This is a genomic window from Bradyrhizobium sp. BRP19 (assembly GCF_020194195.1).
Classification (GTDB): Bacteria; Pseudomonadota; Alphaproteobacteria; order Rhizobiales; family Xanthobacteraceae; genus Bradyrhizobium; species Bradyrhizobium yuanmingense.
Genome location: NZ_JADYVZ010000001.1, coordinates 311,394 through 326,584 on the forward strand (window position 1 = coordinate 311,394; position 15,191 = coordinate 326,584).

A 15,191-nucleotide genomic window follows, 5' to 3' on the forward strand; every position below is an offset into this window, starting at 1 on the left:
TCTTACTCCGCCGCGACCATGTTCACGGGATCGCGGACCCCGATGTCATCGACATCGGCCTTGTGCGAATATTGGTCGATGCGCGCTTCGATCTCGTGGCGGAAGTGCGTGATCAGGCCCTGGATCGGCCAGGCGGCGGCGTCGCCGAGCGCGCAGATGGTGTGGCCCTCGACCTGCTTGGTGACCTCGAGCAGCATGTCGATCTCGCGCTTGTGGGCACGGCCTTCGGCCATGCGGGTCAGGACGCGCCACATCCAGCCCGTGCCCTCGCGGCACGGCGTGCACTGGCCGCAGCTCTCGTGCTTGTAGAAATAGGAGATGCGGGCGATCGCACGGATCAGGTCGGTCGACTTGTCCATCACGATCACCGCGGCGGTGCCGAGGCCCGAGCGCAGCTTGCTCAGGCTATCGAAATCCATCGGCGTGTCGATGATCTGCTCGGCCGGCACCATGCGCACCGACGAGCCGCCGGGGATCACGGCCTTGAGGTTGTCCCAGCCGCCGCGAATGCCGCCGCAATGCTTCTCGATCAGCTCACGGAACGGGATGCCCATGGCCTCTTCGACGTTGCAGGGCCGCTCGACATGGCCGGAGATGCAGAACAGCTTGGTGCCGACATTGTTCGGGCGGCCGATGCCGGCGAACCACGCCGCGCCGCGGCGCAGGATATCGGGCGCAACGGCGATGGATTCGACGTTGTTGACGGTGGTCGGGCAGCCGAACAGACCGACATTCGCCGGGAACGGCGGCTTCAGCCGCGGCTGACCCTTCTTGCCTTCGAGGCTTTCGAGCAGCGCGGTCTCCTCGCCGCAGATATAGGCGCCGGCGCCGTGGGCGACGTAGAGGTCGAACGGCCAGCCGTTGAGATTGTCCTTGCCGATCAGCTTGGCTTCATAGGCCTGGTCGATCGCGGCCTGAAGGCGCTCGCGCTCGCGGATGAACTCGCCGCGGACATAGATGTAGCAGGCATGCGCGTTCATCGCGAAGCTCGCGATCAGGCAGCCCTCGACCAACAGATGCGGATCATGCCGCATGATCTCGCGGTCCTTGCAGGTGCCGGGCTCGGATTCGTCGGCGTTGACGACGAGATAGCTGGGACGGCCGTCGGTGGACTCCTTCGGCATGAAGGACCATTTGAGACCGGTCGGGAAGCCTGCGCCGCCGCGGCCGCGGAGCCCTGAGGCCTTCATCTCGTTGATGATCCAGTCGCGGCCCTTGTCGATGATGTTCTTGGTGCCGTCCCAGGCGCCACGACGCCGCGCACCCTCCAGCCCCCAATCATGGAGGCCGTAGAGGTTCTTGAAGATGCGGTCCTTGTCCTCGAGCATATCAGTGCTTTCCGATCAACGAATGGACTGCTTGTAGGCAAGTCCGGCGGCGCTGACGGCGAAGAACAGCGCCCAGAGCAGACTGGTCTCCTGCGAGGCGTTCATGAAGTAACGCTGCAGCAGGAACATGAAGGCAGCCGCGATCGCGGCGTGCATGGCGACGAAGCCCCATTTCTTCACGGCCGCGGTCCCTCCGGTTATGGCGAGATCACGCATCAGGTGATCTCCTTGAGCGTGGTCGGTCCGGTGATCGGCGCCGAGAATTGGCGGCCGTTCTGCGGACCGGGCTTGGGCGGATTGCCCGAAGCGAAGCCATCGAGCACCTTGCCGAAGCTTTCCTTGGTCAGGTCCTCATAGGTGTCCTTGCCGATCAGCACCATCGGCGCGTTCACGCAGGCGCCCAGGCACTCCACCTCCTCCCAGCTGAAATTGCCGTCCTTGGAGAGATGGAAGGGCTCGTGATGGATGCGGTGCTCGCAGACGTGGATCAGATCCTCGGCGCCGCGCAGCCGGCACGGGGTGGTGCCGCAGACCTGGACGTGGGCCTTCTTGCCGACGGGGGCGAGCTGGAACATGGTGTAGAAGGTCGCGACCTCCAGCACGCGGATATAGGGCATGTCGAGCATGTCGGCGATGACGCGGATCGCGGCCTCCGACACCCAGCCCTCGTTCTGCTCCTGCGCGCGCCAGAGGATGGCGATGACGGCGGAGGCCTGACGGCCTTCGGGATATTTCGCGATCTGCTGCCGGGCGAATGCGAGGTTCTCCTCCGTGAACGCAAAGCTCGCGGGTTGGACTTCCTTCGGTGCTAATCGGCGAACGGACATCTCTTCAATCTCTCACTGCATGCGGCGCGCGGTCTTGGCATTCAGATTCTTGGCATTCAGATTTTTGGTACCCAGGTTCTTGGCGTTCATGGCCTCGATCCTGTCCTGCCAGAATGCGCTTGCGGTGCCGAAAACGTTGTAGCCGACGTGGGTCGAGACCTTGATGCGGTCGAGGATCGACAGCTCGGTCACGGTTTCCATGCGGTTGCTGCGCGGATCGAACACGATCAGCTTCAGCGGGGTCTGTTCGAGGATGAAGCGCGACACGGCGTGCGAGCGGTCGCTGCCGTGCTCCTCGCACATGATGACGCTGTCGGTCTGCAGCAGGCGGACGCCGCCCTTGATCGCCTCGATCTCGACGCCTTCGACGTCGAGCTTGATCAGGTACTTGCCGGTGGCCGCAACCTTGCCGTCCTCGATCAAATTGTCGAGCGCGATCACCGGCACCTCTTCGCCGCCCGCCGACTGATCGCCGGCGATGCTGAAGGCTTCGTGCTTGGTGCCCGACAGACGCGCGGTGCCGCGCGCCGCGCCGATGGCGCATTTCATGGTCTCGAAGCGGCCAGCGTTGATGCGGGCATTGTTGGCGAGCTTCGAATAGTTCTGGCCCGACGGCTCGATCGCGATCGCCTTGTGCGCGCCGAACGGCTTGCTCGAGACCAGCACCGACCAATAACCGTAATTGGCGCCGCAATCGAGCAGCGTGTAGTCGACGTCGATGGAATCGGCGAACAAGAGCTCGAGCTCGTCCTCGTAAATGTAGGAGCGGTTGAGCAGCTTGCTCCAATAGCCGTCGCCGTAAGGGAATTCGAACACCGCGTCGGGATTGAGCCTGATCGCGATGTTGCGCTCGGGTAGCGTCTTGCGCAGCAAATTCGCGCAGGCGATGTAGCCCATATGCGAGAAGTGCGAAGAGATCTTCGATCCCGTCACCAGCGCCAAGGCAGCCGTCCGCTCCCACAGGTTGGCCCCTTCAAGGGCCCCCGAGGCACGGTCAAACTGGATTGGCGCCTGCGCCATCACCGATCGACCTCTCCGAACACGATGTCGAGCGATCCTAGGATCGCCGACACGTCGGCCAGCAGATGGCCGCGGCAGATGTGGTCCATGGCCTGCAGATGCGCAAAGCCCGGCGCGCGGATCTTGCACTTGTAGGGCTTGTTGGTGCCGTCGGCGACGAGATAGACGCCGAACTCGCCCTTGGGCGCCTCGACCGCAGCATAGACCTCGCCGGCCGGCACGTGGACGCCTTCGGTGTAGAGCTTGAAGTGGTGGATCAGCGCTTCCATCGAGCGCTTCATCTCGCCACGGCGCGGCGGCGCGACCTTGTTGTCTTCGACGACGACCGGGCCCTTGCCGTCAGGCGCGTTCAGCTTCTGGATGCACTGTTTCATGATGTGCACGGACTGGCGCATCTCTTCCATGCGGATCAAATAGCGATCGTAGCAGTCGCCGTTCTTGCCGATCGGAATGTCGAAATCCATCTCGGCGTAGCACTCATAGGGCTGCGACTTGCGCAAGTCCCAGGCCGCGCCCGAGCCGCGCACCATCACACCCGAGAAACCCCATTCCCAGGCTTCCTTGAGCGGCACCACGCCGATGTCGACGTTGCGCTGCTTGAAGATGCGATTGGCGGTGAGCAGACGGTCGAGATCGTCCACAACCTTGAGGAACGGATCGCACCAGGCCTCGATGTCGTCGACCAGCTTCTGCGGCAGGTCCTGGTGCACGCCGCCGATACGGAAATAGGCCGCATGCATGCGGCTGCCCGAGGCGCGCTCGTAGAACACCATCAGCTTCTCGCGCTCTTCGAAGCCCCACAGCGGCGGGGTCAGCGCGCCGACGTCCATCGCCTGCGTGGTGACGTTGAGCAGATGCGAGAGGATGCGGCCGATCTCGCAATAGAGCACGCGGATCAGCTGGCCGCGGCGCGGCACCTCGATGCCGAGCAGCTTTTCGGCGGCGAGGCAGAAGGCGTGCTCCTGATTCATCGGCGCGACGTAGTCGAGCCGGTCGAAATAAGGGATCGCCTGCAAGTACGTCTTCTGCTCGATCAGCTTCTCGGTGCCGCGGTGAAGCAGGCCGATATGCGGATCGACGCGCTCTACCACTTCGCCGTCCAGCTCCAGCACGAGGCGCAGCACGCCGTGCGCCGCAGGATGCTGCGGACCAAAGTTGATCGTGAAGTTACGAAGATTCTGCGGTTGCTCGTTCATGATCAGACCTTCGGCCCCGCTTTTTCATCGCCCGGAAGCACCGGATAGTCGGCACCTTCCCAAGGAGACAAAAAGTCGAACTTGCGGAATTCCTGGTTGAGCCGGACCGGCTCGTACACCACCCGCTTCTCCTGGTCGTCGTAGCGGACCTCGACGAAGCCGGTGAGCGGGAAATCCTTGCGCAGCGGATGGCCCTCGAAGCCGTAGTCGGTGAGGATGCGGCGCATGTCGGGATGGCCGACGAAGAACACGCCGTAGAGGTCGTAGGCTTCGCGCTCGAACCAGTCCGCGCCGGGGAAGACGTCGATCAGCGAGGGCACCTGCGTGGTCTCGTCGGCTTGCGCCTTGAGCCGGATGCGCGCGTTCAAGGTCGGCGACAGGAAGTGATAGATGACGTCGAAGCGCTTCTCGCGATCCGGGTAGTCCACCGCCGTGATGTCGGTGATGTTGACGAACCGGCAGTTCGGGTCATCGCGGAGGTACTTGACCACCTCGACGATCCTGGCGGCCTCGACGTCCACGGTGAGCTGGTTGAAGGCCAACGAGTGACCGGTCGCGGCGCCCGGAAGCGCGCTAACGATCGTCTGCCCCAGGGCGTCGAGCTTGGCGTCGTCCATGACGTAAAACCTTAGCGTTCGATGGTGCCGGTGCGCCGGATCTTCTTCTGCAGCAGCAGCACGCCGTAGAGCAGCGCCTCCGCCGTGGGCGGGCAGCCCGGCACGTAGATGTCGATCGGCACGATGCGGTCGCAGCCGCGCACGACCGAGTAGGAATAGTGATAGTAGCCGCCGCCATTGGCGCAGGAGCCCATCGAGATGACGTAGCGCGGCTCGGGCATCTGGTCGTAGACCTTGCGCAGCGCCGGCGCCATCTTGTTGGTCAGCGTTCCCGCCACGATCATCACGTCGGACTGACGCGGCGAGGCACGCGGGGCGAAGCCGAAGCGCTCGACGTCGTAGCGCGGCATCGAGACCTGCATCATCTCGACCGCGCAGCAGGCGAGACCGAAGGTCATCCACATCAAAGAGCCGGTACGCGCCCAGGTGATGAGGTCGTCGGTCGCGGCCACGAAGAAGCCCTTGTCGGACAGCTCGGAATTGACCTCGAGGAAGAACGGATCATTGGCCCCGACCGGCTTGCCGGTCGAAGGATCCAGAATGCCCTTCGGGGCCGGTGCGATCACCGGACCTGCGGACTGTGTAGACGGGTTCAATCCCATTCGAGGGCCCCTTTCTTCCATTCATAGGCGAACCCGACCGTCAGCACGGCGAGGAACACCACCATGGACCAGAAGCCGGTCGCGCCAAGCTTGCCGAACGCCACCGCCCAGGGAAACAGAAACGCCACCTCGAGATCGAAGATGATGAAGAGGATGGCGACGAGATAGAAGCGGACGTCGAACTTCATGCGGGCGTCGTCGAAGGCGTTGAAGCCGCACTCATAGGCCGACAGCTTTTCGGGATCCGGCTGCTGGAACGCCACGATGAACGGCGCGATCAGCAGCACGAGGCCGATCAGGCCCGCTACCCCTATAAAGACGACGAGTGGAAGATAGTTCTGCAGAATGCCGCTCATTGGCGAGCCCTTTTCCCGCAGCCTCGGGACAGCCACGGATTCGTCCGATTTGGAATTATTCTGAGCCTTAGCGCAGTGCACCAATGGGCGCAAGACACGCTCTTTTCAGGCCCTTTGCCGCCCCCAGAACGGTGAAAATCCCGGAATCACCCCGCGGCTGGTATGGAGCAGATCGCCCCACCCAGCAAGGGCTGCCACGGTCTCGCAGGTCAGCCGTTCTGAGATTGCGGCGCTCGGGCCGAGCCAGCTATTCGCTGCGCGCTAATCGACCGAATGCTCCGGTTTTTGGTGCGGCAGCGCAGCGCCGCAGGGGCAACTTCCCCCCGTTATCGCGGCGACCGATTTGCCGATCGGCGCGGCCAGGACACCCATGCTGGTGCGGCCGCCTCAGGTGCAGGAAAGACCTGTCCACAGCTCAGAGTAATCGGAGGAGCCATGCGTCATCACAGGACCAGGGCTCGTCCGGCGAATGTGCCCGCGATTGGCTCCAAGCCGGTCGCGGGCGCGGCGGCGACCTGCCGGTCGCTCGCGCCGCGCCCGGATGAGCTTTGGGCCGGGGGGCATGGCCCGCGAGCTCATCGTAACCGCAGATCAGCGGACGCCCAGGTGGAGCCGAGCGAACGTCACGATCGGTTGCGCTTCGTCCCAGAGCCTTCCGGCCCTGCCCTCGCCTGTCCTCACCATTTGTAGGAGACGCTGGCGGTGACGCGCCGACGGTCGCCGTAGAAGCAGGACGTGGACGACGCGCAGCTTGCGACATAGATCTTGTCGGTCAGGTTGATCACGTTCAGCGCCGTCCGCCAGTTCTGCCATTCATAGTGGAGCGCGAGATCGCCGAGCACGACCGCGGGAACCTCGAGCGTGTTGGCGGGATCGGCCCAGGACGAGCCGATGTAACGTACGCCGCCGCCGAAGCCGAAGCCCGCGAGCGGTCCGTCCTTGAAGGTGTAGTCGGCCCAGCCGGACACCAGGAGTTCGGGCGTGTTGGTCGGCGTCTTGCCGACGAGCGTCGGATCGAGATCCTTGCTCACAAAGAGATTATAGGCCGTGAAGGCACCGATGAACTTCAGCTCCTTCGTGGCATTGGCCACCGCCTCGAGCTCGATGCCGCGCGAGGTCACCTCGCCAGTCTGGTTCTGCAGGAGCGGAACGCTGCCCGGCACCGTTGTCGGGACATTCTGACGGACAAGGTCGAACGCCGAAACGGTGAAATAGCCGTCGAATCCGACCGGCGCGACCTTCACGCCGATTTCGGCCTGCTTACCGGTCTCCGGCAGGAAAAGCTGGTTCGACGCATTAAGGCCGATGATTGGATTGTAGCTCGTTGAATAGGAGACGTAAGGCGAGATGCCGTTGTCGAAATTGTAGATCAACCCGGCGCGGCCGCTGAACCTGCTGTCGTCGCGGCTGGCGACGGTGGCGCCGGTGTCCCGGGCTTCCTGCGTCGTCTCGACCCAGTCATTGCGGCCGCTCAGCACCAGCGTGAAATTGCCGAGCTTCATCTGGTCCTGAACGTAAGTACCAGCCTGTTTCTGCGTGATGAGGAAGTTGCGGAACGGCGAGCCGGGTAGCGGAACCTCAGCTCCTCCGTAGGCCGGATTGAAGACGTTGATCGAGGGCACACCGAACCCGAAGGCCTGGTAATCGTCGATTTGATAGCCCCGCAGATCGACACCGAACAGCATCGTGTGCCTGACGGCGCCGGTGTTGAAACGATACTCCAGCTGGTTGTCGAGATTGGCCTGATTCGCGGTGTTTTTCGCATACCAGTTATAGCGGCCCATCGTCGCCGTGTTGATGTTGTCCCAGCCGTTGCCGACATAGCCGCGATAGGTGATGTCGACATGCGCAAAGCGCGCGTTCTGACGGAACGTCACATCGTCGGTGAGATGACGCTCGAACTGGTAGCCGAGCATCTCCTGCTCGCGCGTGAACTTATCGACACTGGGATCGCCGACGAAGAAGCTGGTCGGGATCTTGCCGAACGGCGCGCTGGTCACCGTGCCCTGATAGGGCAGGAAGTTGATGCCGCGGGTATCCTGCTTCGAGGCCGACGCCAGCACCGTGAAGGTCGTGTCGGCATCGGGCTTCCACGTGACGGACGGCGCGATGAAGTAGTTGTTGTCAGATATAAAGTTGACCTGCGTGCCGCCGTTCTGGACCTGGCCGACCACGCGCGCGAACAGCTTGCCGTTATCAGGACTGGTCGCAACCGGACCGCCCATGTCGAAGCTGACATAGGCGTTGCCGAAATTGTTGACGCCGGTCTCGATGTAACGGATCGGTTCGGCCGGCGGCATCTTGCTGATGACGTTGACGATGCCGCTCGGGCTCGATCCGCCATACAGCACCGCCGACGGACCGCGCAGCACCTCCACACGCTCCATGTTGGGCGTCTGCAGCTTCCAGCTCGCATAGGACGTGTAGAACAGCTGCATGCCGTCGAGGAACAGCCCAATGTCCTCGGACTTGAAGCCGCGGATCAGCCACCAATCGTTGCGCGTGTCCGTACCGAAAGTCCCTGCCCGCACGCCGGCGGTGTAGCGCAGAACCTCGTCGAGCTTGTTCGGCTTCTGGTCGCGGATCTGCTCGGCACCGATGACGGACACCGCCTGCGGCGTCTCCATGATCGGCGTGTTGGTCTTGGTGCCCGACGAGCTGCGGCCGGCGACATAGCCATTCACCGGCCCGCGCGGCGTCTCGACGAAGCCGACGTCGCGCCGTGGCTGCGGCCTGTTCGAGGCAGGGGTCTGCGCCGAGATCCGCGTCGCGCGGCGCTGAGGCGTCGCCGCGGTGCGGCGGCGCGCTTCCGGCGCCGTGACCGTCACCGGCGGAATGTTCTGCGCGCCACTCTGCGCGGAAGATTGTGCAAGCGATGCCTGAGGCATCAAAACCCAAGCGGATGCGGTCGCCAACACGGCCGACCGCAGCATTCCAAGACTGTTCAACGCGCCACCCCAAAGCTGCATGTTTCGATGCGTCATGCCGCCTGTCCCCGGAACGGCATGCGCTCGCGATGACGCTTATGTGAGGGCGCGGGAATTCCCTAATTGAATGCTTCTTAGAAGGACTCTTAGAAATGCTCCAATATTTCCGTATGTTGCTGCAACATCAGCGGGCTTCGGCGGCGATCACCGAAAGACGATCAGGCGGCCAAACGGCGCCCCAGACCAGCCCAGCGCGGCCGTCCGAATGAAACTTGCCGGCCGGGCGAGATGAAACCATTTTGCGGAACCCGCGAAACCATCCGGAAACAGACGGCGCTTAGAAGATGAGCCCGTAGACGACGGCAAAGCCCGTCGAGAGGCTCAGATGAACCACTCAATTCATTCTGCTGATCGTGCGACCCACCTGAAGATCGTGGTGGTGGCGCTGGTGGCCGGCATTGCCGTGGCCGGCTTCGGGATTGCGGCCCGCACCCATGCCGATTACAGCCAGACCGCCCAGTCCACCCAAGTCATCAAGGCCGGCAAGCCGGTGGTGGTGACCAGCGCGGGCACGTCCGAGATTCGCTGAAGAACCGAAAAGGTCCGGTTTGATACCAAACGGCCGCCTTCAGGCGGCCTTTTCGTTCGGTTTCACCCATGCGACGGCGCCGCGGGGGATGTTGCCTCCGCCAGGCGCGAGAGGAGCGCAAGAAGATGCCCGCCGGGCACGGCGGGCATCCGTCTTCGAGATCACTCTACCAGGTATAGCGAAGGCCGGCCTGAGTACCCGCGATCGAGGTTCCGAATCCACCAACCCCAGGCAGCAGGGGGTCCGGCAAGGTGATGCTGCTGCCATGAACTTCGAGGTAGGACGACAGCTGCGGCGTCCAGAGCACGTTGACCTTTGCGGAACCGCGAAGACCATTGGTACCGATCACGCCGGCCGCAACGGGGACCGCACCTCCAACGGCGCCGGCGCCGCTCGCGTCGACGATCCTGTAGTACTGACCCGAGATCGACGGCTGGATCTTAAAGCCCAGCCAGTCCGTCTCGAAGCCGGCGCGCATGCCACCGTGAAATTCGGTTGAATCGCCCGTCTTGCTGCCGAAATTGGCGGTATAGCCCTCCGAATAGGTTACGCCGACCGTCGGCTCGAACCACACGGTATAGGGGAAGTCGAACCGGTATTGGCCGTTCCAGGTATAGGCGATGCCGCTGCCGTCCGCGGTCGCGGCAAGGGGAAGATTGGATGTGGTGCGAGTCCAGCTCGCAAGCGCGGTGAAGTCAGTCGAGAAACCGCCGTTGAGATACGACAGGGTGCCGGAAGTCGATGGAATTGAACCATCGGTCGTCAGTCCACCATTCGTGAAGGTGTGCGCCCACGAATGGGAGCCAGTCCCGATGAAGGTCAGCGCGTCGGTTGCAGTGAAGATACCGATCTTGGTCACATCGACTGCGCCGGTCACCGTCGCAACGCTGACCTGGACCCCGCTCGATTGCGCACTGTCGCCACTGCCGACGAGGTTCGCGCCGTAAAGCCAGGTCGCCGGGGGCGGCGCTGCAAGTGCCGGAGCCTTGGCGTAGGCCAGGGCACCGAACGGATTGCTGACACCCCTTGCGGCGAACGGATCACGACGGTCGAAATCCGACTCCTCGCCGCTGAAGCGCAGCATTCCAGGAGGAGTAACGACCCTGCGATGCTGAATCTGGTCGCGGACGTTCTGGATGATGTTCTGAACGGTGTTGTTGATGACTTGCTGCGGAACATTGACCTCCTGTGCGGAGACCGGTCGCGTCGCAAACAGACTAAGCAAAAAAGGTACGGCCACGACAAAGCCGCGGCGGAAAATTCCTGCCCTCATAGTATTCGATCAGCCCCCTGCTGGTTCAGCCCCGAGCCTTGGCGGGAGGTAAATTCCCGCAAGCTTCAGGCGCCGAATTTATTTGCAAAGCACCCGCGGCGTCTTCACCTGATTGGCTGAATTGGGGGTTCGGCTCCATCAAGCGCGCCCAGCTGATGCTCATTTGCAACACTTTCCCAGGCCGCGCTGCACGCCGAGCAACACGCCCGGATACGAGAAGCAACCCAACGCAGGGCGCGCGCCGATATCCCACTACTCCACCGTCGAGCGGTTTCGCTTCTTCGTGGCACCACGCTGCGTTGCCGTCTGGCTCAGCTCCGGACTTTTCTTAGGCTTGCCTGCTTCCCGTGCCCGAATGTGCCGCCGCACGTCCTCTCGAACGTTCTGGATGATGGAGTCGCGTGACGACTCGGCCGGATCATTGCAGCGGGCCACGCTGCACAAAGCGACGAGCAGCGGCAGGGCCAGAATCGGCGCACGGGCGAACTTGACTGTCCTGGTCATCCGCAGTCTCCGAAGATGTCGCCGGCCTCGGCCGCCTGCGCCATCAACACCAGCGCAGCGCGACTGGTTTCACCGCTCGCGATGTGCAGCCTCTTGGTCGAAGCATCGCCACTCCCGGTTCACGAAATCCTGAACACGGAGGCCTTTGATGTCGTCATCCAGCATCCCTTGATGTAAAATCCACGAACAAGCCGCCTTAGCCCGTTTCTGCGATTTTTCATTTTCTGAGTTTCTGCCGATGCCTGCCCATTTCGGGATTTTCGTTCTCGCAAGCTCGCGTCCCCTCTTCACGTTGCAGGATCTGGCACGCCGGATCGCCGTTCTCAGCTGCGTAGCATTGTCGATGCTCGTTTCGACAATACTGCAGGCGGCCGCCGGAGACAGGATCGCGCTCGTTGTCGGCAACAGCAACTATCGCAAGGTCCCAAATCTCATCAACCCGGCCAACGACGCCGCCGACATGGCGACGTCGCTGGGTCGTCTGGGATATTCCGTCAGACACCTCGCCGACCTCGACTACAATCATTTCCGGCAGGCCCTCATCGAATTCGGCAATGCGGCGAAGACGGCCGACAAGGCGGTGATCTTCTTCGCAGGCCATGGCGTCGAAATGGACGGAAAGAACTGGCTGATTCCGGTCGATGCCGAAATCAAGTCCGAGATCGATGTCTATGCCGAGGCGATCAATCTCGAGACCCTGATCGATATCTCCGTGATGCCGAAGATCATCGGCCTCGTGGTTCTCGACGCCTGCCGCAACGACCCGTTCGAAACGACGAAGGTCGCCGCCGCGGGACGCGCGCTGTCGTCGCGGCCATCCAAGGCGGCCGCGCCAGTGTCCGGCACATCCCGTTCCCCGACGCCTTTCGCGGCCGACACGCGCGGTCTTGCCCCTGTCGAGGTGAGCGACAACGTGCTCGTTGCCTTTGCGGCCGCTGCCGGCACGACGGCGAGCGACGGGGCCGGGCGGAATAGCCCCTACTCCGGCTCGCTCCTGCGCCATGTCGAAACGCCGCAACTCGAGATCAACTATCTCTTCCGGATCGTGCACGACGAAGTCTGGAAGGAGACCGGGACACAAGAGCCGGCAATCTACGGGACGCTGCCGAAGGGCGACATCTATCTCAACGGCGACGCTGCCGTCGCAAACGGCGATGGTGGAGCAGATGCCGAGCAGCTCGCCTGGGAGTTCGTCCGCTCGACCAACGAGATCGCGACCTTGCGCCGTTTCGCCCAGCAATTCCCGGCGAGCGCGCATACGGCCGAAATCGACCAGCGCATTGCGCAGTTGCAGACGGCTGAAACGAACGCCTGGAAGATCGTCGAGCGACAGAAGTCGCTCGCGGCCTACCGCGCCTATTTGGATCTCTATCCGTTTGGCGAGCATGTCGAGAGCGCCCGGGTCGCGCTGGCTTCGCTCGAGAAGTCGGCTAAGCCGGGCCAAGCCACCGGGCAGATCGACATGCCCGGTCCGCCACCGGCGAGCTATCAGCTCGCCTCGGCCGAGACGACCACCGGCAATTCGGAGGCAGTCGAGAAGGCATGGGATGTCCTGAAGGAATCACGCGACAAGAGCGTGGTTGGCCGGTTTGCCGAGCGCTATCCGAGCTCGCGCCATAACCGCCTGCCGCCGGGCAGCGACCTTGCCCTGCGACCGGTCAATTCCACCGAGCTGATGCTGCAATCAGCGCACGACAGCGACGTGAACGCCTGCTTCGACGGCGATTCCGGGGCGTGCGCCAGATCCATCAAAAAATACCCCGACTACGTCCAGCTTCAATTCCAGCTTTGCCGGTCCAAGGGCAATCCCAAGGGATGCATGATCAACGCGGTGACCGAGGCGCGCAGGCGCGGGCTGCTGGTTTCCGCCTACACCCGCTCGGAAGAGGAAAAGGTTCGCAATCGCGAATATCGGCGAGTGGTTGCACGCGTGAACCAGAATGTCGGCAATGTGGTCAGCGGCGTCGTCAGCAACGTCGTCGGCAACGTGGTCAGCAATGCCGTTTCGACTGCGGTCAGCAATGCCGCGTCGAGCGCAGCAAGCCGGGCGGCATCGCAGGCGGCATCAGCCGCAGCGTCGAACGCTGCCAGCCGATCAGCCTCGAGCGCTGCATCAAGCGCGGCCAGCAGAGCGGCCTCGACTGCCGCTTCGAATGCCGCGAGCCGCGTCACCATTCCATCGGACATCCGCCTCAAGGAGGACATTACGGCACTCGGCTGGACCGATACTGGCCTCCGCCTCTATCGCTATCGATACAAGGGCGATGCGAGGTTCTATGTCGGCGTGATGGCGCAGGAGGTCGCGCGGCAGACTCCCGCGGCGGTGTCGTCTGGAGTGGACGGGTTTCTGCGCGTCGACTATGGTCTGCTCGGCCTCGATTTTCTCACCGACCGCGACTGGATGAGGCGGCAGCTCCGTTCGGGCATCGACTAAGGGACGCAACTCCATCTTGCGCTGGCTGGCACTGTTCATTGCCATCGGGCTTCTCTTCGACGCCGAAGCAGAAGCTTCCAACCGCCGTGTCGCCTTGGTCATTGGAAACGCGAGCTACGCGAACGCGCCGCCGCTCGGCTCTCCCGTCAATGATGCCGAGGACATTGCCGCGGGTCTCGCCGGCCTCGGCTTCGACGTCGATCTGCGCAAGAACACGACCCTCGACGATCTGCGCGCGGGGCTCGTCGCCTTCACCGAGAAGTCCGCCGCTGCGGACATCGCGGTCTTCTATTTTGCCGGATACAGTGCAGCTGCCGGTGTCGGCAGTTACCTGATCCCCGTCGATGCGCATCTCGCCACACCTGAATCGGCCAACGCAGAGACCGTTCCCCTGGCTGCGGTGACCGCTGCCGCAGGGCGGGCTCGCAGGCTGGGTCTGGTGATCCTGGATGCCATGCGGGAGAACCCGTTCCCTGCGATACCGAATGGCCGCCGCAGCAGCTCTTCCCTGACCTCAGCCGGAAGCGCACCGATCCGCAACACGCTCGTGTTCTTTCCGGCGGAGCCGGGGCGGACCGCGGAAGAAGGCGAAGGCCGCAACAGCCCTTTCGCTGCGGCGCTGCTGAAATACCTCCGGCAGGCCGACCTCGAGATCAACTTTGTGTTTCGCAACGTTCGCGACGAGGTTCGGCAGGCAACGCACCGGAAGCAGACGCCCTACATGTATGGTCAGCTTTCCAAGGACAAGATCTATCTCCATCCCGTCAAGCAAGTCGTCCAGGACGATACCGCCGTCATGCAGCACTGCGACAACGCCGTTGCCGGGCTCGCGGATTTGAGGGGACGCGCCGACCAAGGCGAGACGCGCGACGATACAAAGGCGGCGGGCGCGGTTGCGGCGTGCGCGGAGGCGGTCAAGCGGTCTCCAGGGGTGGACCGCCTGCACTACCAGCTCGGGCGTTCATTGTTCGCCATGCGCGATTACGGAGGAGCGGTGGCGAGCTACAAGGCGGCATCCGAGCTCGGCAACGCACGCGCGCTCTACGAGCTCGGATTGATGTATGAGAACGGCAACGGCGTCGAGAAGGATCCCGCCCGCTCGCGCTTCTACTATGAGATGGCCGCCGAGAAGAAGATTGCGCCAGCACTCGTCAGCCTCGGCCTACAGCAGGAGCGTGGAATCGGCGCGGCCAGCGATCCCGCAAAGGCCTATGCGTTGTACCAGCGGGCCGCCGAGCTCGGCGATGCGACGGCCATCAACAGGATGGGGGAGCTTGCCGAGAAGGGACTGGGAGCCAGGCGAGACCTGAAGTTGGCTCGGGCGCTGTACCAGAGGGGCGCCGCGATGGGCGGACTCGAAGCTCTGGTCAATCTCGCCCGGTGCAACGCCAACGGAATCGGCGGCCGACGGGACCTTGCCGCGGCCAGGCGGCTCCTGGCCAAGGCAGCGCAGGCCGGCAGCACCGACGCACGGCGCATCCTCGCGCATATCGAGGAGTCCAAGCCGAAATAGACGAA

At 63.3% G+C, this 15,191-nt stretch carries 14 protein-coding genes; 3 read left to right on the forward strand and 11 right to left on the reverse strand.

The genetic code is table 11. The annotated features are described in order from the left end of the window. Positions 1-2: 2 nt before the first annotated feature. The 9 genes from nuoF to I6F36_RS01515 form a co-directional block, all read right to left on the reverse strand. The gene (nuoF, locus tag I6F36_RS01475) at positions 3-1,328 is read right to left on the reverse strand and encodes an NADH-quinone oxidoreductase subunit NuoF (protein WP_036025343.1); all 1,326 of its coding nucleotides are present in this window, start codon (positions 1,326-1,328) and stop codon (positions 3-5) included. 15 nt (positions 1,329-1,343) lie between these two features. Continuing rightward, entirely contained in the window at positions 1,344-1,544 is a 201-nt protein-coding gene (locus tag I6F36_RS01480) for a hypothetical protein (RefSeq protein ID WP_225125164.1), read from the reverse strand. Next, entirely contained in the window at positions 1,544-2,155 is a 612-nt protein-coding gene (nuoE, locus tag I6F36_RS01485) for an NADH-quinone oxidoreductase subunit NuoE (RefSeq protein ID WP_225125163.1), read from the reverse strand. Before nuoE ends, I6F36_RS01480 begins: the two co-directional genes overlap by 1 nt. Positions 2,156-2,167: 12 nt before the next feature. Beyond that, complete coding sequence (locus tag I6F36_RS01490) at positions 2,168-3,175, reverse strand: FkbM family methyltransferase (protein WP_225170928.1); 1,008 nt, start codon at positions 3,173-3,175, stop codon at positions 2,168-2,170. Next, positions 3,175-4,371, reverse strand: coding sequence for an NADH-quinone oxidoreductase subunit D (locus I6F36_RS01495; protein ID WP_036025346.1), 1,197 nt, complete (start codon positions 4,369-4,371; stop codon positions 3,175-3,177). Before I6F36_RS01495 ends, I6F36_RS01490 begins: the two co-directional genes overlap by 1 nt. Positions 4,372-4,373: 2 nt before the next feature. Then, positions 4,374-4,988 carry an NADH-quinone oxidoreductase subunit C gene (locus I6F36_RS01500; RefSeq protein WP_057029443.1) on the reverse strand — a complete coding sequence of 205 codons (615 nt, stop codon included), beginning with the start codon at positions 4,986-4,988 and terminating at the stop codon, positions 4,374-4,376. An 11-nt stretch (positions 4,989-4,999) separates the two neighbouring features. Further along, complete coding sequence (locus I6F36_RS01505; RefSeq protein WP_225143511.1) at positions 5,000-5,584, reverse strand: NADH-quinone oxidoreductase subunit B family protein; 585 nt, start codon at positions 5,582-5,584, stop codon at positions 5,000-5,002. Beyond that, positions 5,581-5,946, reverse strand: a complete 366-nt coding sequence (locus I6F36_RS01510) for an NADH-quinone oxidoreductase subunit A (protein ID WP_008136158.1) — start codon at positions 5,944-5,946, stop codon at positions 5,581-5,583. The genes I6F36_RS01505 and I6F36_RS01510 overlap by 4 nt, the downstream gene beginning before the upstream one ends. Before the next feature lie 677 nt (positions 5,947-6,623). Beyond that, positions 6,624-8,879, reverse strand: coding sequence for a TonB-dependent siderophore receptor (locus I6F36_RS01515; protein ID WP_225171081.1), 2,256 nt, complete (start codon positions 8,877-8,879; stop codon positions 6,624-6,626). Between the two features lie 379 nt (positions 8,880-9,258). Here I6F36_RS01515 and I6F36_RS01520 point away from each other — a divergent pair, with 379 nt between their 5' ends. Next, positions 9,259-9,462, forward strand: coding sequence for a hypothetical protein (locus I6F36_RS01520; protein ID WP_036010204.1), 204 nt, complete (start codon positions 9,259-9,261; stop codon positions 9,460-9,462). Positions 9,463-9,628: 166 nt separating this feature from the next. Here the strand turns inward: I6F36_RS01520 and I6F36_RS01525 are convergent, their stop codons facing one another. Then, complete coding sequence (locus I6F36_RS01525; protein ID WP_225170929.1) at positions 9,629-10,735, reverse strand: autotransporter outer membrane beta-barrel domain-containing protein; 1,107 nt, start codon at positions 10,733-10,735, stop codon at positions 9,629-9,631. Between the two features lie 252 nt (positions 10,736-10,987). Then, positions 10,988-11,239: a hypothetical protein gene (locus I6F36_RS01530; protein WP_225113098.1), complete on the reverse strand. Its 252-nt coding sequence runs from the start codon at positions 11,237-11,239 to the stop codon at positions 10,988-10,990. A 343-nt stretch (positions 11,240-11,582) separates the two neighbouring features. Here I6F36_RS01530 and I6F36_RS01535 point away from each other — a divergent pair, with 343 nt between their 5' ends. Beyond that, positions 11,583-13,673 carry a caspase family protein gene (locus I6F36_RS01535; RefSeq protein ID WP_225170930.1) on the forward strand — a complete coding sequence of 697 codons (2,091 nt, stop codon included), beginning with the start codon at positions 11,583-11,585 and terminating at the stop codon, positions 13,671-13,673. A 16-nt stretch (positions 13,674-13,689) separates the two neighbouring features. Next, on the forward strand, positions 13,690-15,186 hold the full coding sequence (locus I6F36_RS01540; protein WP_225170931.1) for a caspase family protein: 1,497 nt from the start codon (positions 13,690-13,692) through the stop codon (positions 15,184-15,186). Positions 15,187-15,191: the final 5 nt, after the last annotated feature.